The following is a 23,968-nucleotide window of genomic DNA, read 5'->3' on the forward strand; positions in this document are numbered from 1 at the left end:
GATGGCGCGTTGATGACGGAAAGCCTGCTGTCGCATTTCGGGGAATTTCAATCAATATGCTGGCACGAGACTATGTAGAACGGGAGCTTTCTCACATCCAGAGAATGGTGGCTCTCCTGGACAGCGAGACGATCGCTGACGACGTGTCGATGTCGGGCGCCGGGCGCGTGAGGCACCCGAGTTACTGGCGAGGGCGGATCGAGGAACTGCTGTCGACGCCCGATGTGCCGCGTCACCTCAGAAAGCTCAGCGAAACGGTGCTCGCGAAGATCGACGAGATGGAATCGCGATACGTGGCGATGAAGTAAGCGCATCGTTGGTCATTGCGCCGACACGCACCGACACGCGCCGGCCGCCGCGATGGGCGACGTGGCCGGCACGGCGCACCCGAACGGGCGCGATCATCAAACGTCGCCCTCCATCGCGCCATCGACCGCATGGTCCGCTGCCGGTTCGTTCACCATCACCGCAAGCAACGCCGCACGAAACGCGGCCATCTCCGCCGCGGTGCCGATGGACACGCGCAGGTATTCCGGCGGGCCGGACTCGCGAATCAGGACGCCGTGGCGCAGGAGCCCGCTCCAGATCCGGTGGCGATCGGCAAACTTGCCGAACATCACGAAGTTGGCGTCCGAATCGGCCACGGTGAAGCCCTGGCTGCGCAGCCAGCAAACGATTGCATCGCGCTCGGCCTTGATCGCATCGACCTGCGACAGCATCTCGTCACGCGCGACCAGCGCCGCGCAGGCGGCCGCCTGCGTAAAGGCGGACAGGTGATAGGGCAGCCGAACCAGCTTCAGCGCTTCGACGATCGCAGGCACGCATGCGCAATACCCGACGCGGCCGCCCGCGAACTTGAACGCCTTGCTTAGCGTGCGGGTAACGACGAGCCGCGGATGGTCGGGCAGCAGCGTCACCGCGCTGCGCACGCCGTGGCGCCGGAACTCCGCATACGCTTCGTCGACGACCACCACGCCCGGCGCGATGTCGAGAATGGCGCGGATATCGTCGACGGGAAGCGCGGTGCCGGTCGGGTTGTTCGGCGACGTCAGCAGAATCACGCTCGGCCGATGCTCGCGGATGCTGTCGATCGCCTGATGCAGATCCAGCGCGAAATCCTCGGTACGCGGCAACGTATGCAGGCGCGTGAAGGTCGTGCGGCAGTATTCGTCGTACATCGGATACGCGGGCGTAAAGGCCAGCGCCGCTCGCCCCGGGCCGCCAAACGCCTGAAGAATCTGCTGGATCACTTCATTCGAACCGTTGGCCGCCCAGACGCTCGACGCGTCGATCGTCACGCCGGTGTCGTGCGTCAGATAGGCGGCCAGATGCACCCGCAGCTCGGCAAAGTCGCGGTCGGGATAACGGTTCGCCTGCCGCGCCGCGTCGGCCACGGCAGTCGCGATGCGCTCGACCAGCGACGGCGACGGCGGATACGGATTCTCGTTGACGTTCAGGCAGACCGGCACGTCGAGCTGCGGCGCCCCGTACGCGTGCTGCAACCTGAGATCCTCCCTGAGCGGCAATTCCGACAAGGACACTTCCTTCCACGGTCGTTGCATTGAAAAACACTCCGTAAGTTATCGATTGATCGGCGCAGCAGGTTTTTAAGGCGGTAAAAAACAAAAAAGGCGCCGGAGGCGCCTTGGTCGTCGTCTTGATCGGGGCAGCGCCCGATGCAAGTGCTAGATGCGAAACGAACCACGGCGCAACAGAGGGCGTCCGTGGTGATGGTGCAAGTGGGTCGTCGCGTTTCGGATCTTCATGCGCTGCATCATGACATACGCCGATCCTGATGAATAGCCGGCGTCGTGATGAATTCCGCGGAATGCGCGCTGCAATCCCGATCGGCGTTGTCGAGCGCCAGGGTCCCGATCTTTGATGCGGAAAGGAACCGAAAGCTTGTTGAGAATGGCCATTACGTCTGACGATAAGCGGTAGCAAACGGGGTATTTCAAATTAAATGCGCACCGGTAATTTGAACAATGCCGCTGGTTGAGTAAGATTCGCGCAAGACGTTCGACAAAAACGCACGGCGCGGGGGTAGCCAGATGCAATGGAACGGATTGATTCCATCGGCATGGATCGATGACATCTACGCTGCGGCACTGGGCGATCAACGATGGGAAACGGCGCTGGACGGGCTGCGATCGACGGTCGGCGTGCGCATGGCCACGCTGCTGTCGTTCGACGACGCGGCGCGGGTGCCGGCGATTGAGCAGGCGGCCGGCGACGACGCGTCGTGGGTCGCCACCTGTTACCACACCTACAACACCGAGTTCTACCGGTACGACCCGGTCGTCCCGGTCGCCAGCAACTGGCCGGCGGGCCGCTGGTTCGAGGACGTCAAGCACCTGTCCCCGCGGCAGCGCACACACGGCGTGTTCTATCAGGAATTCCTGCGTCCTTACGGGCTCGGCAGCATCTCGGGCCTGTACATCCATCGCGAAGCGGGGGCCGGCGCATTCCTCAGCGTACAGGGCGGCCCGGAATCGCAAGGGCTATCCGGCGATCAGCGCCGCACGATCGAAATCATGGGTACGCATATCAGCCGCGCGCTGCGGATCCACGCGCGCATCGGGGAACTCGAGGCGCGCGTGGCCGCCGCGGAATCGGCGCTCGATGCGATTCCGGTACCGGTGTTCCTGCTCGGCGAACATCGCGAACTGCGTTATACGAATCGCGCGGCCGATCAACTGATCGCGGCGGAACCGGCGATGCGGATCGTGAACGGGCGCTTCGCGCCGGAAGGCTGCGTCGACGATGCGCAATGGCGGCACGCGTTCGCGTGCGGTGGGTTGCTGCTGCGCCGTGCGACGGGCGAACCGTTGTCGCTCGCGCTGATGCCGATTCCCGAACAGTCGCGCCTTCTGCGTGAACGGCCCGGCGTCGCGGCACTGATGACGGCCACCGACCTGCGTTCGCCGGCGGCCCGCGCGCAGCGGCTGCGCGTGTTCTACGGGCTGTCGTCGGCCGAAGCCGATCTCGCCGTGCTGCTGTGCTGCGACGGGCTGTCGCCGCAGGAATGCGCGGCGCTGCGCGGCGTGTCGATCGGCACGGTCCGCGCGCAGATCAAATCGATCTACGCGAAGACGGATGTGACGCGCGCGGCGCAACTGACGTCGTTGGTCATGCAGACGTGACGGCGCGGCGAGCGCCCGCGCCTGCACGGATTCCTCCCGAACCTTCGTCGTTCCGCCGCACACGATGCGTGTACCGGCGCGTGCTCTTGGCCACGCGCCGGCGTGCTTGTGTCGTGGTCAGTCATCCTATAACAAAGCCAACCGAAGCGAAGGATTGCTTTCCGGCGCCGGGAAACCAGCTACGCGGGCACCCGATTCAAACGCGGCCCCGTTTCCGGAAAACGTTTCTCTGAAAATCGCCGGGACAAAGAACGCGATTCCCGGACTGATGCCTAAAACCCTTGGCTGCAGTGCTTATAGGGGTATGCACCAAGTGAGTTAAACGATTAACCGACGTACATTCGCGTCAACACATCATACGACGTATGACTCTGCGGCTCAGGGGAGAGCGCATCGCCGACGAACGCGCATGCCGACGGATCGCCGCACAACAACGAACGACCATCAAGGAGACTCACCATGAAGCATCGATTCACCGGTTCCCGTACCGCACTGGCCGTCGCGCTGCTGGCCGGCTTCGCGATGTCCGCGCAGGCGCGCGTGTTCCGCTCGGCGGACGTGCACGGCGACAACTTCCCGACCAACATGGCGGTGAAGTTCATGGGCGACGAGCTGTCGAAGCAGACGGGCGGCAAGGATTCGATCAAGGTGTTCGGCAACAGCGCGCTCGGCTCCGAGAAGGACACGGTCGACCAGGTCCGGATCGGCGCGATCGACATGGCGCGCGTGAACGGCGCGTCGTTCAACGAGATCGTGCCGGAATCGCTGATCCCGTCGTTCCCGTTCCTGTTCCGCGACGTCGATCATTTCCGCAAGGCGATGTACGGCCCGGCCGGCAAGAAGATCCTCGATGCGTTCACGGCGAAGGGGATGATCGCGCTGACGTTCTACGAGAGCGGTGCGCGCTCGATCTACGCGAAGCGCCCGGTGCGCACGCCGGCCGACATGAAGGGGCTGAAGGTGCGCGTGCAACCGTCCGACCTGATGGTCGACGAGATCAGGGCGATGGGCGGCACGCCGACGCCGATGCCGTTCGCCGAGGTGTACACCGGTCTGAAGACGGGCCTCGTCGACGCGGCGGAAAACAACCTGCCGTCGTACGAGGAAACCAAGCACTACGAAGTGGCGCCCGATTACTCGGAGACGCAGCACGCGATGACGCCGGAAGTGCTGGTGTTCTCGAAGAAGATCTGGGACACGCTGTCGCCGCAGGAGCAGGCGGCGATCAGGAAGGCGGCGGCCGATTCGGTGCCGTACTACCAGAAGCTGTGGACCGCGCGCGAGGCGTCCGCACACCAGTCGGTGACGAAGGGCGGCGCGAAGATCCTGCCGGCCGCGCAGATCGACCGCGCGGCGTTCGTGAAGGCGATGCAGCCGCTGTGGACCAAGTATGAAAAGACGCCGCAGATGAAGCAGATCGTCGACGAGATCGAGGCGACCAAGTGACGCGTCGCACTTCCCTGAACAGCGCGGTCGCCGCGGATTCGCCGGCCGCCGCCCCGGACGGCGCGGCGCCGGCGCGGCCGCACGCCGCGCCGTTCCTGCGCTGCGTGAACGACGTGCTGTTCCGCGTGCTGGCCGTGATCGCGTCGGCCTGTCTCGCGGTGCTCACGGTGCTGGTGTTCTACGCGGTGGTGATGCGCTACGTGTTCGAGAACGCGCCGGATTTCGTCGAGCCGATCGCGCTGCTGCTGGTGATCGTGATCGCGATGTTCGGCGCGGCGATGAAGGTGCGCGACGGCGGCCATATCGGCCTCGATTCGCTCGTGCGCCGGCTGCCGCCGAACGCGCGCACCGTGGTCGTCGCGATCCAGCACCTGAGCCTGATCGCGTTCGCGATCGCGATCATGGTCGGCTGCGGCAGCATGGCCGCCGAGACGATGGGCGACCGCATTCCGATCATCGGGCTGCCCGAAGGCGTGCGCTACCTGATCACGATGCCCGCGGCGGTCGCGATCATCCTCTTCTCGCTCGAGCACCTGCTCGCGCTTCGTCGTTCTTCGTCGGGACAATAACGCCATGGAACTCGCGATCCTGTCCGTCAGTTTTCTGATTTTCCTCGTGCTCGGCGTGCCCGTGTCGTTCGCGCTCGGGATAGCCTGCGTGCTGACCTATATGGTCGAAGGCCTGCCGATCGCGACCGCGATGCAGGCGATGATCTCGGGGATGAATGCGTTCTCGTTCCTCGCGGTGCCGTTCTTCATTTTCTCCGGCGAGCTGATGCTGCACGGCGGCATCGCGGACCGGATCCTGCGCTTCGCGCAGGCGACCGTCGGCCATTTCCGCGGCGGCCTCGGGATGGCGAACGTCGTCGCGTGCACGCTGTTCGGCGGCGTGTCGGGCTCGCCGACCGCCGATACGTCGGCAATGGGCGGCGTGGTGATCCCGCTGATGAAGCGCGAAGGCTACAGCGCCGCGTACGCGGTCAACGTGACGACGCATGCGTCGCTCGCCGGCGCGCTGATGCCGACGTCGACCAACATGATCATCTACGCGTTCGCCGCGCAGGGGATCACGGGGATGCTGCACGGCCAGCCGGTGAGCGGCGTGTCGATCGGCGACCTGCTGTTCTCGGGGCTGCTGCCCGTGTTGTGGGTGATGGGCTTCGTGCTCGCCGCCGCGTACTGGCAGGCCGTGCGTCACGGCTATCCGCGCCGTGCGGACGGCTCGTCCGCGCTGCCCGCGTTTCCCGGCTGGTATGCGGTGCTGCGCAGCTTCGTCGGCGCGGTGCCCGGGCTGATGGTGATCGCGATCATCCTCGTGTGCGTCGCGAAGGGGATTGCGACCGCGACCGAAGCGGCCGCGATCGCCGTCGTGTACTCGCTCGTGCTGACCGCGATCGTCTACCGGACGCTGACGGTCGCGAAGCTGCGCCGTGCGCTGTCGCATGCGGCGCGTACGACGGGCGTCGTGCTGCTGCTGATCGCGGTATCCAACATGCTGCGCTTCCAGATGTCGTACCTGGAGATTCCGGATGCGATCGAAGGGCTGCTGAAGCAGTCGACCGCGGCGCCTTGGCTGATGCTGCTGTACATCAACATCATCCAGGTGTTCCTCGGCACGTTCGTCGACATGGCCGCTCACATCCTGATCACGACGCCGCTGTTCCTGCCGATCGCGATGGCGTGCGGCGTCGGGCCGGTGCAGTTCGGGATCATGCTGCTGCTGAACTGCTCGCTCGGCCTCGTGCACCCGCCGATCGGCTCGGTGCAGTTCGTCGGCTGCGCGATCGGCAACGTGTCGATCGGCGAGACCACGAAGATGGCGTGGCCGTATTACCTCGCGATCTTCAGTGCGATCAACATCGTCACGTACATGCCGTTCTTCTCGACCTGGCTGCCGAGTGTCATCAGCGGGCACGCGGTGTTCTGATCGCGCGCTTCGCCTGTCTTCGCCCGTCGCGGCGCCGGACGACCGAGGTTGTCCGGCGCCGCAGTTGCATGTGTCGTTCCCTTTCCTTCACCTGAAGACTCATGAACACGAAAACACTCCGGCGCGCCGTTGCGGCGGCCGTATTCGGGATGGCCGCGTCGCTCGCGCACGCTGCGACCTATGCATACGTATCGAACGGCGACAGCCGCGACATCTCGGTGTTCGGCGTCGACACGTCGAACGGCGCGCTGACCGCGATCGAAACCGTGCCGGTCGGCGGCACCGTGATGCCGATGACGCTGTCGCCCGATCATCATCGCCTCTATGCGGCGCTGCGCTCGACGCCGTACCGCGTCGTCAGCTTCGCGATCAACCCGCTCGACGGACGGCTGATCGAGCTCGGCCGCGCGCCGCTCGCGGACAGCATGGCCTACGTGTCGACCGATGCGTCGGGCCGCTATCTGTTTTCGGCGTCGTATGGCGGCAACCTGCTTGCGGTGAACCGGATCGGCGAGAACGGCGTCGCGGGCGACGTGCAGCAGACGGTGAAGACCGGCCCGATGGCGCACGCGATCCGCCAGTCGCCGGACGGCCGCCACGCGTTCGCGTCGGTGCTCGGCGCCGATGCGTGGCTGCGGCTGCCGTTCGATGCGTCGACGGGGACGCTGACCGACGTCGCGACGCCGGCGTACCGGCTGCCGGAGAAATCCGGCCCGCGCCATTTCGTGTTTTCGTCGAACGGGCGTTTTGCATACCTGGTCGACGAACTCGACGGCAAGCTGCACGTGCTCGCGCTGTCGCACGGTGGCGCCGATGTACGGCCGATCCAGACCGTGTCGATCCTGCCGCCGGATTTTCATGGCGACAAGCCGTGGGGCGCCGACCTGCATCTGACGCCGGACGGACGATTCCTGTATGCGTCGGAGCGCACGTCGAGCACGCTCGCCGCGTATCGCGTCGACGCCGCGTCGGGCAAGCTCGCGCGGATCGGCACGTTCGCCACCGAGAAGCAGCCGCGCGGCTTCGGCATCGACCCGTCGGGCAACTATCTGCTCGCGGCCGGGCAGTTGTCGCCGACGCTTGCCGTCTACCGGATCGACCGCGGCACGGGCCGCCTCGACGAGATCGGCAAATACCCGGTCGGCAAGGGCGCGAACTGGGTGGAGATCGTCACGTACGACGGGACGAACTGACTGGCGGCGTACGGCGCGGCGTTTTCGTCGCGGCGCGACATGCGGGTCGTCACACGCACGTCCGCTACCTGTGCGATGATGCGCCGCTTTGCGTTCGTCGCAGCACGCCGCGGATCGCGGCGCCCGCTTCCGGGCCGCTGCCGATCGTGTTGACATCCGGAGACGACATGCCCGCACACACCATTCAAGGCAGTACCCTGCATTACCAGGACCACGGCACCGGATTTCCGGTGCTGCTCGGGCACAGCTATCTGTGGGACGCGGCGATGTGGGCGCCGCAGATCGACGCGCTGTCGCGCAAGTATCGCGTGATCGTGCCGGACCTGTGGGGGCACGGCGCATCGGGCCCGGTGCCGGAAGGCACGCAGACGCTCGACGATCTCGCCGCGCACGCGAGTGCGCTGCTCGACGCGCTGGAGATCGAACAGTGCGCGGTCGTCGGGCTCAGCGTCGGCGGCATGTGGGGCGCGCGGCTCGCGTTGCGCGAACCGCAGCGCGTGCGCTCGCTCGTGCTGATGGATGCGTCGCTGGAGGCCGAGCCCGACGCGACGCGCCTGCGCTACTTCGGGATGCTCGATGCGATCGCCGCCGCGGGCCGCATCGCGCCGCCGCTGCTCGATGCGATCGTGCCGCTGTTCTTCCGGCCGGACGTGAATCCGGCGGACCCGGTGCCGACCGCGTTTCGCGACGCGCTGGCGAGCCTGCCCGCCGACCGGCTGCGGCAATCGATCGTCCCGCTCGGCCGCTTGATTTTCGGCCGGCCCGACACGCTGTCGGCGCTCGCCGGCCTGGACGCCGAGCGCACGCTGCTGATGTGCGGCGCGGGCGACATGGCGCGCCCGCCGTCGGAAACCGTGAAGATGGCGAGCGTGATCGGCTGCGCGCATGCGCTGGTGCCGGACGCCGGCCACATCTCGAATCTGGAAAATCCTGCGTTCGTCACGCGCGCGCTGCTCGACTGGCTCGAAGGGCAGCGGTTGTCGTCGAACTGAAGAAGCACGCGTGGGCGACGCCGGCGGCATCTGTCGCGCGTCGCCGCATCGCGCCGAACCGCGTCACGCGCGCTCGCTGACCGGCGTGAATTTCCTGCCTGGCACGCGGGCTTCTTCGGCACCGCCGCGAACGAGGCTCAGCGCTTCCGCGCGGCTCGACACGCACGGCCCGGAACCGGGCAGCGGCTGGCGCGCAGTCTCGCGCAGCGCGAGCACCGACACGATGCCGATGAACGACGCGCCCATCAGGTAGTAAGCGGGCATCATCAGGTCGCCGGTGCGATCGACCAGCCACGCGGTGACGAGCGGCGTCGTGCCGCCGAACAGCGATACCGACACGTTGAAGCCGATCGCGAGCGCGCCGTAGCGGATCCGCGTCGGGAACAGCGCCGGCAGCGCCGACGGCATCACGCCGGTGAACGTCGACAGCAGCGTGCCGTAGATCAGCATCCCGCGGAACACGGGCAGCATGCCGCAATCAATTTCCGGCCGACGCCGTCGCGATCGGCGTCGCGTCGTGATGCTGGGTCGCGTAAATCTGGCGATTTCGCGCGATCTCCGCGTGCGACGGCGGATAGTCGTTCCGGTTCGACGGCAGCAGGCCGTCGGCTTCGGCATCGATCAGTTGCTGGCGCACTGCGGCGTGCGTGAGCGGCGCCTGCGTGGACTGGGCGAAGGCCTGCGTGCCGAACGGCAGGCTCAGCGTGGCAACGACGAAAGCGGCGACGAGTTTCATGATGGCTCCTGGGCAGATGAATGAACGGGCGAGTGGGGATGGGCCCACGCTTCGAATTCTGGTCGCCGCGGCCGTCACCACCCTGACCCGCCGATTACAGTTTCGTAATCCGGCCGGGTCGCGCTCGCGCGATGCGGTCCGCCCGCCCGGTTTCCCGGTAACATCGGCGCATGTCACCACCGAATGCGATGGAGCCGATCATGCGCATCCTGATAGTCGAAGACGAACCGAAGACCGGCGCGTACCTGAAGAAAGGGCTCGAGGAATCCGGCTTCAGCGTCGATCTCGCGAAGGACGGCGGCGAGGGCCTGACGCTCGCGCAGGAAGAAAGCTACGACGTGATCGTGCTCGACGTGATGCTGCCCGTGCTCGACGGCTGGAGCGTGCTGAAGCGGCTGCGCGACACGCACGCGACGCCCGTGCTGTTCCTGACCGCGCGCGACGACGTGCAGGACCGCGTGCACGGGCTCGAACTCGGCGCGGACGACTACCTCGTGAAGCCGTTCGCGTTCGTCGAGCTGCTCGCGCGCATCCGCACGCTCGCGCGCCGCGGGCCGCCGCGCGAGACGGAGCGCATTTCGGTGGGCGACCTGGAGATCGACGTCGTGCGCCGCCGCGTGAAGCGCGGCACGGTGCGGATCGACCTGACGCCGCGCGAATTCTCGCTGCTGCAACTGCTCGCGCGCAGGCAGGGCGAAGTGCTGAGCCGCACGCAGATCGCGTCGTACGTGTGGGACATGAATTTCGACAGCGATACCAACGTCGTCGAGGTCGCGATCCGGCGGCTGCGCGCGAAGATCGACGACGATTTCGCGATCAAGCTGATCCATACGGTGCGCGGCGTCGGTTACGTGCTCGAACCGAAGGACGCCGCATGACGCTCGGCCGCTCGCTCGGCGCGACGCTCGCGCTCGCGTTCGGCGCGACCATGCTCGCCGTCTTTGCGCTCGTCGGCGCGTACGTGTACACCGGCCTCGAGCGGCAGGTGAGCACGCAGGACGACCTCGACATCGTGCTCGCCGCGCGGCATACGCGCCGGCTGGCGGGCGAACTCGATTCGCTCGACGCGGTGCGCGCGCATGCGGACCGGCTGACGAGCCAGGTGCTCGGCAACGAGGCGCTGTCGATGGCCGTCGTCGACGGGCAGGGCAACGTGCTCGCGCGCCACAACGTCGAGCGGACCGAATTCGAGGATCTGCCCGGAACGGCCGCCGGTGCATCGTCGCCCACGCTGCCTGCGCTGCGTACGTTACCCGACGCCGAACTGTTTCCGCCGCACGCGACGCCGGTGCCCGCGAACGAACGGATTACCGCCGACCGGATCGCGACGTGGACCGCCGACGGCGGCACGCCCGTGCGCGGCGTCGTCGCCGAGGCCGCGTTGCGCGACCGCACGAAGATCCGGATCGCGATCGCGCGCAACATGAGCGATCGCGCCGAACTGCTCGACGGCTACCGCGACAAGCTGAAGATCGCCGGCGGCCTGGGCGCGCTGTTCGCGATGCTGCTCAGCTACTGGCTGATCCGCAAGGCGCTCGCGCCGCTGCGCGAGATCGTCGCGAACACGGGCCGGATCACCGTCGACAAGCTCGATACGCGGCTCGATGCATCGCGCGCGCCGCGCGAGCTGACGGCGCTGGTCGACGCGCAGAATGCGATGCTCGGCCGCCTGCAGCAGGCGTTCGGGCACCTGTCGCAATTCAGCGCGGATCTCGCGCACGACCTGCGCACGCCGCTGAACAACATGCGCGGCGCGACCGAGGTGGCATTGGCGCGGCCGCGTTCCGCCGACGAATACCAGGCGCTGCTCGAATCGAATCTCGAGGAATACGACCGTCTCGCGCGGATGATCGAGAACGTGCTGTTTCTCGCGCGCGCCGAGCATCCCGGCTTCGTCACGCGGCAGCGCGCATTCGACGTGCACGACGAACTGGAGCGCATCGCCGGTTATTTCGAAGGGCTCGCCGACGAAGCCGGTTCGACGCTGCGCGTGGACGGGCACGGCCGGCTGACCGCCGATCTCGAACTGTTCCGCCGCGCGGTCAGCAACCTGCTCGCGAACGCGCTGCGCTATACGCCGGCGGGCGGCGTGATCGTGCTGCGCGTCGACGAAACGGCGGACGCGGTGTACGTGGTCGTGTCGAACCCGGGCGAACCGATCGATCCCGCGCTGCTGCCGCGCATCTTCGACCGCTTCGTGCGCGGCGACCCCGCGCGCAGCGGCGGCGTGCCGGGCGGCACGGCCGGGCTCGGCCTCGCGATCGTGCGTTCGGTGATGGAACTGCACGGCGGCACCGCACGCGTCGAGAGCGATGCGGCCGGCACGCGGTTCATCCTGACGTTCGTCAAGACGCCGACGGCGTAGCGGCCGTGTGCGCGGCGGCGGTTGCGTCCGCACCCGTATCTGCACCGGCATGCCAGCCGCCGCCCAGCGCGGTCAGCAACCCGACCGCGGCCTCCATCCGGCGCGCGGCGATCTGGTCCGACAGGCGCCGGTTCGTCAGCGCGATCGTCTGCGCGGTCACGACGTCGAGGTAGCTGACGGCACCCGCGTTGAAGCGGTTGGTCGTCAGCCGCAGCGACAGGTCGGCCGCATCGGTCGCGCGCTGCTGGCTGCCGGCCTCCGACGCGAGCGCATCGAGCGTGGACAACTGATCCTCGACCTGCTGGAACGCAACCAGCACGGTTTGCCGGTAATCGGCGACCGTACTGTCGTATTGCGCATGCGCGCCGCGCAGCGACGCGCTGCGGCGGCCGCCGTCGAACAGCGTGCCGGCGAGCTGCGAGCCGAGCGACCAGAACAGGCTCGGTGCGGTGAGCCACGGCGCGAAGAACCCGCTTTCGAGCCCCGCGCTCGCCGACAGCACGAGATCGGGAAAGAACGCGGCGCGGGCCTCGCCGATCTGCGCGTTCGCGGCCGCGACGCGGCGCTCGGCCGCCGCGATGTCGGGCCGCCGTTCGAGCAGTTGCGACGGCACGCCGGCCGGGATCGCCGGCACGTCGAACGCTTGTACGCGCGGCGGCAGCGCGAACGTCGACGCGCTTTCGCCGACCAGCGTCGCGATCGCGTGCTGGAGCTGTGCACGCGACGCATCGATGTCGGTGTCCTGCGTGCGCGTCGCTTCCAGTTGCGTCTCGGCCTGCGCGACGGCCGACGCGTCGATCGCGCCGGCCGCGAGCTGCTGTTTCAGCAGCTTCAGCGCATCCGCATACGCATGCACCGTATCGTCGAGCAACTGCTTCTGCGTATCGAGCGAGCGCAGCGCGAAATAGTCGGTCGCGAGCGTGGCCGTGACCGACAGCTTCACGGCCTGCAGGTCGGCCGCGCTCGCGTCGGCGTTCGCCTGCGCACCCGTCACCGCGTCGCGCACGCGGCCGAACAGGTCGGGTTCCCAGCTCGCGGCCACGCCGGCCTGATAGTCGGGCGTCGTCTTGCCGGCGAGCGACGAGCCGAGCCTGTTCTGCGACAGGCGTGCTCGGCTCTGCGCAACGCCGGCCGTGACGGTCGGCAGGAACCCCGCATGCTGGTAGTCGACCATCGCGCGCGCCTGCTGGAGATCGGCGACGGCTTTTTTCACGGTCTGGTTCGACACGTCGACCCGCGCTTCGAGCGCGTTCAGGCCGGCATCGTCGAAGACGGTCCACCACGCGCCGCGTGGCGCGGCGTCGGCCGGCGCCGCGACGTTCCAGCCCGGTTGGGCGGTGGGGGCGTTCGAAGCCGGTACGCCCGAAGCCGGTACGCCCGAAGCCGGTATGCCCGCCGCCGGGACGCCCGCATAGTGCGCGGGCACCGCGACGGTGGGCGGCGAATAGGGCGGCAATGTCGAGCACGCGGACAACGCGGCCAACGCGGCGGCGACGCCGAGCGCGACGACGCGGCGGGTGAACGGAAGCGGACGAACGAAGCGCATGACGGATATCTCGCGGGTTTTCATGGGCGGATCAACCTCGGGCGTGCGTGGAAGCTGCTGCCGGCATCGAAGCCGGCACCGCGACGGCGGCGGGCGTCGACGCAGCCGCGCCGGGCGCTGCCGTCGCACCGGCTGCCGGGCCCGTTTTCACCGCGGGCGCAGCCGACACGATCTTCACGGTCTCGCCCGCGGCAATCGAATCGCCCGGGTTGTCGATCACGCGATCGCTCGCGGCGAGCCCCGACACGATCTCGACGCGCGTGCCGAAATCGCGGCCGATCTGCACGGTCTTCAGCGCGGTGGTGCCGTTCGCGGCGACGGTCGCGACCGTCACGCCGTTCGGCCGGAACAGCAGCGCGCTGACCGGCAGTTCGAACGCCGGGGCCGCGCTCGGCACGAGCAGGTGCGCCTGCGCATACGCGCCGGGCAGCAGCGCGCCGTCGCCGTTGTCGACGTCGATCTCGACGCGCAGCGTGCGCGTGACCGGATCGATCGCGCCGGCACTGCGCGCGACGCGCGCGGCGAAGCGCCGCCCCGGATACTGCTGCGTGGTCAGGTAGACGGCGGTCCCGGTCGTCACGCCTGCCGCGCTGTCCTGCGGCACGTCGACGAACACGCGCAGCGTGCCGGTCTGTTCGAGATGGAACAGCTCGCCGGACAGGCCGGGGCTGCCCGGCGTGCCGCCCGCGGTGACGAGCGTGCCGACGTCGACGTTGCGCGCGGTGACCACGCCGTCGAACGGCGCCGCGACCGATTCGTACGACACCAGCTCGGTCAGGTGCGCGACGTTCGCCTGCGCGGAGGCCAGCATCGCGCGCTTCGCGTTCATGTCGGCGACCTTCGTGTCGGTGTCCTGCTGCGATACCGATTGCGTCTTCAGCATGTCCTGCCAGCGCAACGCGGTCGATTTCGCGTAGTCGTAGTTCGCCTGCGCGGTCGCCGCGTCGGCGCGCGCCTGCCGCAACTGCGCGTCGAGGTCGGGCGCCGTGATCTGCGCGAGCGTCTGCCCGGCCTTCACGTGCGCGCCGATGTCGGCGCTCCAGTGCGCGATATAACCGCTCGTGCGCGCATAGATCGATGCCTCCGCGTACGGCATCACCGCGCCCGGCAGCGTCAGCGTCTGGTCGGTGGGTGCCGCGCCCGGCAGGATCACCGACACCGGCAGCGCCTGCTGCGCGGCGACCTGCACGCGCTGCGCGGCGCGCGCGTCGACGCGCGGCACGATGCCGGCGGCCAGCAGCGCGGCGGCCGCCGCGATCGCGACGAGCGGGACGGCCAGCTTGCGGCCGCGACGGGGCGGCGAGGTGTCGGGCGCCGCGTCGCGCGCGGTTGACGGTGCCGTGTCCGCTTCGGCGGCCGGCGGCGGGGCGAGAGGTTCGGTCGAGTCGTTCATGATGGGTTCCGGGTCGGGCGAGTCGAAGGGAGTCGTTGTGAAGCCGCGATCAGCGCAACGCCGGCGTGTCCTGCGCGCGGCGCGCGGCGGCCGCGTCGCGGCGCCGGTCGAGCCATGCGTGGATGAAGCCGAACACGACGGGTACGAACAGCAGCGTCGACAGCGTGCCGAACGCCAGCCCGCCGATCACCGCGCGGCCGAGCGGCGCGTTCTGTTCGCCGCCGTCGCCGAGGCCGAGCGCCATCGGCAGCATGCCGATCAGCATCGCGAGCGCGGTCATCACGACCGGGCGGAAGCGGCTGAAGCCCGCGTCGAGCGCGGCCTGCCACGGCGGCGTGCCGCCCGCGATCAGCTCGCGCGCCGCGTTGACGACCAGGATGCTGTTCGCGGTCGCGATGCCGATGCACAGGATCGTGCCGGTCAGCGCGGGCACCGACAGCGTCGTGCGCGTGGCGAACAGCATCCATGCGATGCCGGCGAGCGACGCGGGCAGGCCGCCGACGATCGCGAGCGGGTCGAGCCACGACTGGAAGTTGACGACCATCAGCAGGTAGACGAGCGCGATCGCGAGCGCGAGGCCGCCGAGCAGCCCGGCAAACGATTCGTGCATCGCCTGCACCTGGCCGCGCAGCACGATCGACGAACCGGGCGGCAATTGCGCACGTGCGGCGTCGACGAGCTGGGTCACGTCGGCCGTGACGCCGCCGAGATCGCGCCCCTGCACCGACGCGAAGATGTCGAGTACCGGCTGCACGTTGTAGTGCGACACGACCGCCTGCTGCGTCGCGCGCGAGAAGCTGCCGAGCGAGCCGAGCAGGTTCTGCGCGGGCGCGCCGGCCGCCGGGCCGCCGGCCGGCGTCTGCGGCGAACGCGCGGTGCCTGCCGGCAGCGGCACGTTCGCGAGCGCCTGCAGCGAATCGACCGAATACTGCGGCGACTGCACCAGCAGCGGATAGCTGACGCCGTTGCGCGGGTCGAGCCAGAAGTTCGGCGTCGTCTGCGAGCTGCCGGACAGCGCGATCAGCAGGTTCTGCGCGACGTCGCGCTGTTCGAGGCCGGCCTGGATCGCCTTGGTGCGGTCCACGTTCACGTTGATCGCCGGCTCGTCGCCGGGCTGCTGGATGCGCGCGTCGACGAGGCCGCGCACGCCGCGCAGCTTCGCGAGCAGCGCGTTCGCGACCGCGCGGTTCTGGTCGAGCTTGTTGCCGACGATCTGGATGTCGATCGGCGCGGGCAGCCCGAAGTTGAGGATCTGGCTGACGATGTCGGCCGGCAGGAACGCGAACGTCACGCCGGGGAACGACTGCGCGAGCAGGTTGCGCAGCTTCGCGACGTACGCGGCGGTCGGCGCATGGTCCGGCTTCAGCGTGATCATCACGTCGGCATCCTCGGTGCCGATCGGGTCGGACGAGTCGTACGTGAGGTTGATCCCGCTGACCGGCACGCCGATGTTGTCGAGCACGCTCGCGATGTCGTTCGCGGGAATCACGTCGTGGATGCGCGCTTCCACTTCGTCGGTCAGGCGCGCGGTTTCCTCGATCCGCGTGCCGGTCGGCGCGCGCAGGTGCAGGCGGATCTCGCCGGTGTCGATCGACGGGAAGAAATCCTGGCCGGCGAACGCGAACAGCGCGGTCGATGCGGCGCACGCGAGCAGGAAGGCCGCGGCGAAACGGCGGCGGTGCGCGATCGCCGCCGACAGCAGCGCGCGATAGCGCAGCCGCACGGCCTCGAAACGATGCTCGAACGCGGCCTGGAAGCGTGCGATCCGAGCAAACACGCCGCGCGGCGGCCGGCCGTGCCCCTTCGCGCGCATCAGCGCCATCGCGAGCGTCGGCACCAGCGTGCGCGAGAAGAAATACGACGCGACCATCGCGAAGATCACCGCCTCGGCCATCGGCACGAACAGGTAGCGCGCGACGCCCGTCAGCAGGAACATCGGCACGAACACGATGCAGATCGACAGCGTCGACACGAAGGTCGGCACCGCGATCTCGCCCGCGCCGGTCAGGATCGCGTCTTCGAGCGGCGCGCCGCGTTCGAGGTGGTGCGTGATGTTCTCGATCGCGACGGTGGCATCGTCGACGAGAATTCCGACCGCGAGCGCGAGCCCGCCGAGCGTCATGATGTTGATCGTCTGGCCGAGCGCGGCGAGCGCGAGCAGCGACGTCAACACTGCGAGCGGAATCGACACCGCGATGATCAGCGTCGCGCGCCAGCTGCCGAGGAACAGCAGGATCATCAGCGCGGTGAGGCACGCGGCGATCAGCGCCTCGCGCACGACGCCCTGGATCGCCGCCTTCACGAACACCGACTGATCGCCGAGCGCCGAGATGTGCAGCGCCTTCGGCAGGCCGGCCGCGATCTTCGGCAGCATCGCCTTGACCTGGTCGATGATCGTCAGCGTCGACGCGCTGCCGGTCTTCTCGACGGTCAGCAGCGCCGCGCGCTTGCCGTCGGCGCGCACGATGTTGGTCTGCGGCGCGTAGCCGTCGCGAACGTGCGCGACGTCGCGCACATACACGACGCTGCCGCCGATCGTCTTCACCGGCAGGTTGTTCAGCGCGGCGACCGTCTGCGTGCTGCCGTTCATCTGCACGTTGTACTCGCGCGTGCCGATTTTCGCGGTGCCGCCGGGCAGGATCAGGTTCTGCGCGTTGATCGCGTTCACGACGTCGATCGGCGCGAGCCCTTTCGCCTGCAGCGCGCGCGTATCGAGATCGACGACGATCTGGCGGATCTTGCCGCCGAACGGCAGCGGCACGGCCGCGCCCTGCACGGTCGCGAGCTGCGTGCGGATGAAGCTGTTGCCGAGGTCGTACAGCTGCTGCTCGGCGAGCGTGTCGCTCGACAGCCCGAGCTGCAGGATCGGCACCGTCGATGCGTTGTACGTAATGATGTTCGGCGGCAGCGTGCCGGGCGGCAGGATCCGCAGGATCGACGCGGAATTGCTCGCGGCTTCCGCGATCGCGCGATTGATGTCCGCGCCGGGGTGGAAGAAGATCTTCACGACCGACACGCCGTTCAGCGACTGCGATTCGATGTGCTCGATGTCGTCGACGTCGGACGTGAGCGCGCGCTCGTAGTTCGACGTGATGCGCTTGGCCATGTCCTCGGCGGAGAAGCCGTTGTACGACCAGACGATGCTGACGACCGGGATGTCGATGTTCGGAAAGATGTCGGTCGGCGTGCGCAGGAGCGCGAGCGGTCCCGCGATGAAGATCAGCAGCGCGAGCACGACGAACGTATAGGGCCTGCGCAACGCCAGCCGGACGATCCACATGATGTTTTCCTCGAAGCAGGGCAGGGGTGCCGCATTCGATGCGACGAGCGTGCAGTCTGACGATGCCGCGTTGACCCGGCCCTGACTCGAAGATTACGAAGCTGTTATCTGCGTGCGGTGCCGCTGATTTCAGAATTGTCATCCGGCGGTCAGCGTCGCGCCGGCCGCGATCACCAGAATGAACGTGTCAGGCGGCGAATCGCATCCGCGGTTCCGCCGGCGGCGCATCGACGATGCGTCTTCATCGAACCGTTCTGGGGAGTTTCATCATGAATCGCAGACTGATCGCAGCCGCCGCGCTGCTCGCACTCGCAATCGGCACGCCGGTCGCCGCTTTCGCGCAGACTTCGTCGGGCCCGACCCGCGCCGACGTGATCGCCGATCTGGTGCAGGCGCAGCGCGACGGCACCGTGCCCACGTCGAACTGGGACTATCCGCCGAGCACGCGGACGATCGCGCGCAATCGCGAGCTGTATGCGATCGCGCACGGCGAGCAGGGCACCGCGACCGCGTCGGCGTCCGTGCCGGCCGTCAGCGTGCAGTGAAACGGGAGTCGGGTGATGAAGGTTCTTTCCCGACTGGCGATCGCCGCGCTGCTCGCGGCGGCGGTCGCGCCGGCGTTTGCGCGCGGGATGCCGCAACTGCCCGATGGCGACGGCGGGCGCGCCAGCGTGCTGCGCGAGTTGAACCCGACGCGGGCGAATGGTGATGCGCGGGCGCATGCCGCCGGCGTCGCGTCGAATTCTAACGGCGAGACTGACAGGAAGGCGGTGGTCCGCCGGAACTGAGTTTTGTCGAGCGCCGAGGCGACGGCCGTCATGGTTCCCGATTTCGGGGCGACGCGTCGTCCGCCGCTGCCTGTGTCGTCAACCCTTACGCGGCCGACGCATTGCCCGAATGCGCGGGCCTTCACGCCTTCAAAACGACTCGGCCGGCCCGACGCCGGCACCACGCCAGGCGCACCCGCGCGCTTAGGTGTTTATACGTATGCCGATTTCGATATCGCTTCAATCCAAGATTTCATTGGAAGGTTATCGGACTTGTTCCTAGACTGATCCGGGGCATGCATACCGGGCCGACCCGGCCGGACACGCTGCCCGGCACAGCCCTGAACCGCGCGCGCCAAGCAGAAACAGAACAGCGCCGCGGCATACAACGACATCATCGGAGACGGACCATGACATTCATCAGGAAGCTGGCGGCCGGTGCGATCGTCGCCGCGGCGACGGTACTCGCGCCCGGCGCATTCGCGCAGCAAAAGCCGATCACGCTCGGGTTCTCGCAGGTCGGCGCGGAAAGCGCGTGGCGCACCGCGAACACCGTGTCGGTGAAGGGCGCGGCGAAGGACGCCGGCATCAACCTGAAATTCTCGGACGCGCAGCAGAAGCAGGAGAACCAGATCCGCGCGATCCGCTCGTTCATCGCGCAGAAGGTCGACGTGATCGCGTTCTCGCCGGTCGTCGAATCGGGCTGGGAGCCGGTGCTGACCGAGGCGAAGGCCGCGCACATCCCGGTGATCCTGACCGACCGCGCGGTCGACGTGAAGGATCCGTCGCTGTACGTGACGATGATCGGCTCGGACTTCCTCGAGGAAGGGCGGCGCGCGGGCCACTGGATGGAAGAGCGCTACAAGAACGACGCGGGCCCGATCAACATCGTCGAGCTGCAGGGCACGGTCGGCTCGGCGCCGGCCAACGATCGCCGCGCCGGGCTGCTCGAAGTGATCAAAAGCAATCCGAAGTTCAAGGTGATCGCATCGCAGAGCGGCGACTTCACGCTCGCCGGCGGCAAGCAGGTGATGGAAGCGTTCGCGAAGACCTACGGCAAGCAGATCAACGTCGTCTACGCGCACAACGACGACATGGCGCTCGGCGCGATCCAGGCGATGGAAGAGGCCGGGATCAAGCCCGGCAAGGACGTGGCCGTCGTGTCGTTCGATGCGACGAAGGGCGGCTTCCAGGCGATGATCGCCGGCAAGATCAACGTCGACGTCGAATGCAGCCCGCTGCTCGGCCCGCAGCTGATGAACGCGGTGAAGGACGTCGTCGCCGGCAAGCCGCTGCCCAAGCGCATCGTGACGAACGAGACGGTGTTCCCGATGAGCGTCGCGGCGCAGGTGCTGCCGACCCGCAAATACTGACATGGTCGGCACGGGCGGCGGCGCGGCCGCCGGCGACCGCTTCGAGGGAGGGTTCATGACGAGTCCGCCGGTGGTCGAGATGATCGGCATCGACAAGTCGTTTCCGGGCGTGAGCGCGCTGCAGCGCGTGAACTTCCGGTTGTTTCCGGGCGAGATCCACGCGCTGATGGGCCAGAACGGCGCGGGCAAGTCGACGCTGATCAACGTGCTCACCGGCGTGCATGCGCACGATGCGGGCGAGATTCGCGTCGGCGGCGAGCCGGTGCGCTTCGCCGCGCCGCGCGAGGCCGAGGCGGCCGGGATCCAGACGCTCTATCAGGAAGTGAACCTGTGCGCGAACCTGTCGGTTGCCGAGAACATCTTCGCGGGCCGGCAGCCGATGCGGCGCGGCGCGATCGACTGGAACGCGATCCATGCACGGGCGCGCGCGGCGCTGGCCGAACTCGACCTGTCGCTCGACGTCACGCGCTCGCTCGACGCGTATCCGATCGCGGTGCAGCAGATGGTCGCGATCGCGCGCGCCGTGTCGGTCGATGCGCGCGTGCTGATACTCGACGAGCCGACGTCGAGCCTCGACGACGGCGAGGTCGCGCGGCTGTTCGACGTGCTGCGCCGGCTGAAGGCGTCGGGCATCGCGATCCTGTTCGTCACGCATTTCCTCGAGCAGACCTATGCGGTGTCCGACCGGATCACCGTGATGCGCAACGGTGAGCGCGAGGGCGAGTACCTGGCGCGCGACCTGCCGGTCGACGTGCTGGTCGCGAAGATGACCGGCCGCGAACGAATGTCCGACACGCTGCAGGCGGGCGCTGCCGCGGTCGAGCGCGCGGCCGGCGCGGCCGCGCCGTTCCTGTCGATGCGGCAGGTCGGCCGGCGCGGGATGATGAGCCCGCTCGATCTCGACGTGCGGCCCGGCGAAATCGTCGGGCTGGCCGGGCTGCTCGGCTCGGGGCGTACCGAAACCGCGCAGCTCGCGTTCGCCGCGGAGCGCACCGACACCGGCGCGATCGAGATCGACGGCGCGCGCAAGCGGCTGGCGTCGCCGCACGATGCGGTCCGGCACGGGATCGCGTATTGCCCCGAGGACCGCAAGAAGGAAGGCATCGTCGCCGCGCTGTCGATCCGCGAGAACATCATCCTCGCGCTGCAGGCGCGGCGCGGCTGGTGGCGGCTGATCGGGCGCGCGCGCCAGCGCGAGATCGCCGAGTCGTATATCGCGCGGCTCGGCATCAAGGCGCGCGACGCGGAGCAGCCGATCGGGCTGCTGTCGGGCGGCAACCAGCAGAAGGTGCTGCTCGCGCGCTGGCTCGCGACGGACCCGAAGCTGCTGATCCTCGACGAGCCGACGCGCGGCATCGACGTCGCCGCGAAGTTCGACATCATGGAGCGCGTGCTCGCGCTGTGCGCGACCGGGCTCGCGATCCTGTTCATTTCGTCGGAGATCAGTGAAGTGGTGCGCGTGAGCCACCGGATCGCGGTGCTGCGCGACCGGCGCAAGGTCGCCGAACTGACCGGCGCCGATGCGTCCGAAGAGCAGGTTTACCGGCTGATCGCGGGAGGCCAGTCATGATGCGTGTACGCACGCTGTTTCGTCATCCGCTTGCGTGGCCGGTGCTGACGCTTGCGCTGCTGTTCGCGCTCGACGTCGCGCATCGTCCGGGCTTCCTGTCGATCGCGCTGCTCGACGGTCACCTGTTCGGCGCGCCGATCGACATCCTGAACCGTGCGGCGCCGCTCGTGATCGTGTCGCTCGGCATGACGCTCGTGATCGCGACGCGCGGGATCGACATTTCCGTCGGCGCGATCGTCGCGATCGCCGGCGCGGCCGCGGCGATCGTGCTCGAAGCCGATCCGTCGCGGGTCGGCACGGCGCTGGCCGCCGCGCTCGGCGTCGGGCTGCTCGCGGGCGCGTGGAACGGCCTGCTCGTCGCGTTCGTCGGGATGCAGCCGATCATCGCGACGCTGATCCTGATGGTGGCCGGCCGCGGCATCGCGCAACTGCTGACGGGCGGCCAGATCATTCCGATCGGCGCGCCCGGCTACCTCGCGCTCGGCGGCGGTTATCTGGCGACCGTGCCGTGCTCGGTGTGGATCGCGCTCGCGACGATCGCCGCGACCGCGCTGCTGGTGAACCGCACGGCGCTCGGGCTATTCATCCGCGCGATCGGCGTGAACCCGGTCGCCACGCGGCTCGTCGGGCTGCGTTCGGGCGCGGTCGTGTTCGGCGTGTACCTGTGTTCCGGCGTGATGTCGGCGGTCGCCGGCATCCTCGCGAGTTCCAACGTGCGCAGCGCCGACGGCAACAACGCGGGGCTGCTGCTCGAACTCGACGCGATCCTCGCGGTGACGCTCGGCGGCACGTCGCTGCTCGGCGGCCGCTTCAGCCTCGCCGGCTCCGTGCTCGGCGCGCTGATCATCCAGACGCTGACCTACACGACCTACTCGATCGGCGTGCCGCCGGAGGCGACGCTGGTCGTCAAGGCGGTCGTCGTGATCGTCGTGACGCTGATCCAGTCGGACGCGGCGCGCGCGCTCGTGGTCCGCCACGCGTCGCGGCTGCTGCCATCCGCGCGTTCGCGCGCCACCTCCGGAGCCACGCCCCGATGACCCGATTCCTTGGCCGGCTCGCCGACCCGCGCACGCTGCCGATCGTCGTGACGATCGTGCTGTTCGCCGCGCTGTTCGGCTTCGGATCCGTGATGTACACGGGATTTTTCTCGATGCAGGTATTGACCGGCCTGCTCGTCGACAACGCGTTCCTGTTGATCGTCGCGATCGGCATGACGTTCGTGATCGTGTCGGGCGGCATCGACCTGTCGGTCGGCTCGGTCGTTGCGCTGACAACGATCTTCTGCGCGGTCGGCGCCGAGCGGCTGCACTGGCCCGTGTGGGTGATCGTGCCGCTGGTGCTCGCGTTCGGCGCGCTGTACGGCGCGGCGATGGGCGCGCTGATCCATTATTTCCGGCTGCAGCCGTTCATCGTCACGCTGGCCGGGATGTTTCTCGCGCGCGGCGCGTGCTTCCTGATCACGACGCAGTCGATCACGATCAACGAACCGACCTTTCATGCAATCGCGGGCATCAGCGTGCCGGTCGGCGGCGGCACGCTGAGCGCGGGCGCGCTGATCGCGCTCGCGACGCTGGCCGTCGCGATCTACGTCGCGCATTTCACGCGCTTCGGCCGCAACGTGTATGCGATCGGCGGCAACGAGCGTTCGGCGCTGCTGATGGGGCTGCCGGTCGCGCGCACGAAGATCGGCGTCTATGCGCTGAGCGGGCTGTGCTCGTCACTCGGCGGCGTGGTGTTCACGTTGTACGTGCTGTCGGGCTACGGGCTGCAGGCGCAAGGGATGGAGCTCGACGCGATCGCCGCGACCGTGATCGGCGGCACGCTGCTCACGGGCGGCGTGGGCTACGTGATCGGCTCGGTGTTCGGCGTCGGCATCCTCGGCACGATCCAGGTGCTGATCACGTTCGACGGCACGTTGAGTTCGTGGTGGACGCGGATCGTGATCGGCGCGCTGCTGTGCGTGTTCTGCGTGCTGCAGCGGGTCATCGAGCGGCATGCAACGCGGCGGCGCACGGGCGGCACGGGGCTCGGTGCGCAGCAGCCGAAGCGTGACACCGCACACGCGCGGCCGGCCGAGCCCGGCGAGGACGCGGCGCTGGTGTCGACGATGCGGCGCGTGTAGTGCGTGTAGTGGAGCGCACGGCGCGCGCCGCGCCGTGACGGGCAACGGGGCAGCGGCACGCACGACGTACGTGGCCGATGCCTGGCCGCCGGTGCTTGTTGTCGGAGGCGGCCGGT

The 23,968-nt window shown here is 68.4% G+C and carries 20 protein-coding genes and 1 pseudogene; 15 read left to right on the forward strand and 6 right to left on the reverse strand.

From position 1 onward, the window contains the following. Positions 1 to 56 precede the first annotated feature (56 nt). A complete protein-coding gene (locus MRS60_RS31305) occupies positions 57 to 308 on the forward strand; it encodes a hypothetical protein (RefSeq protein WP_034182455.1) in 252 nt (83 codons plus the stop codon). 96 nt (positions 309 to 404) lie between these two features. Here the strand turns inward: MRS60_RS31305 and MRS60_RS31310 are convergent, their stop codons facing one another. Then, the gene (locus MRS60_RS31310; RefSeq protein WP_243567263.1) at positions 405 to 1,562 is read right to left on the reverse strand and encodes a histidinol-phosphate transaminase; all 1,158 of its coding nucleotides are present in this window, start codon (positions 1,560 to 1,562) and stop codon (positions 405 to 407) included. Between the two features lie 489 nt (positions 1,563 to 2,051). On the opposite strand from MRS60_RS31310, the gene MRS60_RS31315 reads away from it, so the two are divergent. From MRS60_RS31315 to MRS60_RS31340, 6 genes are all read left to right on the forward strand, one after another. Next, positions 2,052 to 3,143 carry a helix-turn-helix transcriptional regulator gene (locus MRS60_RS31315; protein ID WP_243567265.1) on the forward strand — a complete coding sequence of 364 codons (1,092 nt, stop codon included), beginning with the start codon at positions 2,052 to 2,054 and terminating at the stop codon, positions 3,141 to 3,143. 459 nt (positions 3,144 to 3,602) lie between these two features. Continuing rightward, positions 3,603 to 4,589 carry a TRAP transporter substrate-binding protein gene (locus MRS60_RS31320; RefSeq protein ID WP_243567266.1) on the forward strand — a complete coding sequence of 329 codons (987 nt, stop codon included), beginning with the start codon at positions 3,603 to 3,605 and terminating at the stop codon, positions 4,587 to 4,589. Further along, the gene (locus MRS60_RS31325; RefSeq protein ID WP_034182452.1) at positions 4,586 to 5,158 is read left to right on the forward strand and encodes a TRAP transporter small permease; all 573 of its coding nucleotides are present in this window, start codon (positions 4,586 to 4,588) and stop codon (positions 5,156 to 5,158) included. The genes MRS60_RS31320 and MRS60_RS31325 overlap by 4 nt, the downstream gene beginning before the upstream one ends. 4 nt (positions 5,159 to 5,162) lie before the next feature. Further along, positions 5,163 to 6,515: a TRAP transporter large permease gene (locus tag MRS60_RS31330; protein ID WP_034182451.1), complete on the forward strand. Its 1,353-nt coding sequence runs from the start codon at positions 5,163 to 5,165 to the stop codon at positions 6,513 to 6,515. A 101-nt stretch (positions 6,516 to 6,616) separates the two neighbouring features. Further along, a complete protein-coding gene (locus MRS60_RS31335; protein WP_243567267.1) occupies positions 6,617 to 7,708 on the forward strand; it encodes a lactonase family protein in 1,092 nt (363 codons plus the stop codon). Between the two features lie 167 nt (positions 7,709 to 7,875). Then, on the forward strand, positions 7,876 to 8,700 hold the full coding sequence (locus MRS60_RS31340; protein ID WP_243567268.1) for an alpha/beta fold hydrolase: 825 nt from the start codon (positions 7,876 to 7,878) through the stop codon (positions 8,698 to 8,700). Between the two features lie 63 nt (positions 8,701 to 8,763). Here the strand turns inward: MRS60_RS31340 and MRS60_RS31345 are convergent. Further along, a pseudogene (locus tag MRS60_RS31345) lies at positions 8,764 to 9,171 on the reverse strand (MFS transporter); the annotation flags it as partial. A gap of 7 nt (positions 9,172 to 9,178) precedes the next feature. Then, positions 9,179 to 9,436, reverse strand: coding sequence for a DUF4148 domain-containing protein (locus tag MRS60_RS31350; protein ID WP_243567269.1), 258 nt, complete (start codon positions 9,434 to 9,436; stop codon positions 9,179 to 9,181). A 200-nt stretch (positions 9,437 to 9,636) separates the two neighbouring features. On the opposite strand from MRS60_RS31350, the gene MRS60_RS31355 reads away from it, so the two are divergent. Together MRS60_RS31355 and MRS60_RS31360 are read left to right on the forward strand one after the other, a co-directional pair. Continuing rightward, on the forward strand, positions 9,637 to 10,314 hold the full coding sequence (locus MRS60_RS31355; RefSeq protein WP_034182609.1) for a heavy metal response regulator transcription factor: 678 nt from the start codon (positions 9,637 to 9,639) through the stop codon (positions 10,312 to 10,314). Continuing rightward, positions 10,311 to 11,801, forward strand: coding sequence for a heavy metal sensor histidine kinase (locus MRS60_RS31360; RefSeq protein WP_243567274.1), 1,491 nt, complete (start codon positions 10,311 to 10,313; stop codon positions 11,799 to 11,801). Before MRS60_RS31355 ends, MRS60_RS31360 begins: the two co-directional genes overlap by 4 nt. Here the strand turns inward: MRS60_RS31360 and MRS60_RS31365 are convergent. The 3 genes from MRS60_RS31365 to MRS60_RS31375 are packed head-to-tail and all read right to left on the reverse strand — an operon-like array spanning position 11,782 to position 18,020. After that, complete coding sequence (locus MRS60_RS31365) at positions 11,782 to 13,347, reverse strand: efflux transporter outer membrane subunit (RefSeq protein ID WP_243567276.1); 1,566 nt, start codon at positions 13,345 to 13,347, stop codon at positions 11,782 to 11,784. The genes MRS60_RS31360 and MRS60_RS31365 overlap by 20 nt on opposite strands. Before the next feature lie 31 nt (positions 13,348 to 13,378). Beyond that, a complete protein-coding gene (locus tag MRS60_RS31370) occupies positions 13,379 to 14,740 on the reverse strand; it encodes an efflux RND transporter periplasmic adaptor subunit (RefSeq protein WP_243567278.1) in 1,362 nt (453 codons plus the stop codon). 49 nt (positions 14,741 to 14,789) lie between these two features. Further along, complete coding sequence (locus tag MRS60_RS31375; RefSeq protein WP_243567280.1) at positions 14,790 to 18,020, reverse strand: efflux RND transporter permease subunit; 3,231 nt, start codon at positions 18,018 to 18,020, stop codon at positions 14,790 to 14,792. A gap of 269 nt (positions 18,021 to 18,289) precedes the next feature. Here MRS60_RS31375 and MRS60_RS31380 point away from each other — a divergent pair, with 269 nt between their 5' ends. The 6 genes from MRS60_RS31380 to yjfF all read left to right on the forward strand — a co-directional run bounded on the left by MRS60_RS31380 (position 18,290) and on the right by yjfF (position 23,852). Next, on the forward strand, positions 18,290 to 18,565 hold the full coding sequence (locus tag MRS60_RS31380) for a DUF4148 domain-containing protein (RefSeq protein ID WP_175749218.1): 276 nt from the start codon (positions 18,290 to 18,292) through the stop codon (positions 18,563 to 18,565). Positions 18,566 to 18,580: 15 nt separating this feature from the next. Continuing rightward, positions 18,581 to 18,808, forward strand: coding sequence for a hypothetical protein (locus MRS60_RS31385; RefSeq protein ID WP_243567281.1), 228 nt, complete (start codon positions 18,581 to 18,583; stop codon positions 18,806 to 18,808). A gap of 389 nt (positions 18,809 to 19,197) precedes the next feature. Continuing rightward, complete coding sequence (locus MRS60_RS31390; RefSeq protein WP_243567282.1) at positions 19,198 to 20,160, forward strand: ABC transporter substrate-binding protein; 963 nt, start codon at positions 19,198 to 19,200, stop codon at positions 20,158 to 20,160. Between the two features lie 55 nt (positions 20,161 to 20,215). Further along, positions 20,216 to 21,730 carry a sugar ABC transporter ATP-binding protein gene (locus tag MRS60_RS31395; protein ID WP_105393306.1) on the forward strand — a complete coding sequence of 505 codons (1,515 nt, stop codon included), beginning with the start codon at positions 20,216 to 20,218 and terminating at the stop codon, positions 21,728 to 21,730. Continuing rightward, positions 21,727 to 22,767 carry an ABC transporter permease gene (locus MRS60_RS31400; RefSeq protein ID WP_105393297.1) on the forward strand — a complete coding sequence of 347 codons (1,041 nt, stop codon included), beginning with the start codon at positions 21,727 to 21,729 and terminating at the stop codon, positions 22,765 to 22,767. The genes MRS60_RS31395 and MRS60_RS31400 overlap by 4 nt, the downstream gene beginning before the upstream one ends. Further along, positions 22,764 to 23,852 (forward strand): galactofuranose ABC transporter, permease protein YjfF, encoded by a 1,089-nt coding sequence (gene yjfF / locus MRS60_RS31405; protein WP_034182438.1) that lies wholly within the window; start codon positions 22,764 to 22,766, stop codon positions 23,850 to 23,852. The genes MRS60_RS31400 and yjfF overlap by 4 nt, the downstream gene beginning before the upstream one ends. Positions 23,853 to 23,968 lie beyond the last annotated feature (116 nt).

Origin of the sequence: Burkholderia pyrrocinia (assembly GCF_022809715.1) — a bacterium.
GTDB classification, from domain to species: Bacteria; Pseudomonadota; Gammaproteobacteria; order Burkholderiales; family Burkholderiaceae; genus Burkholderia; species Burkholderia pyrrocinia_C.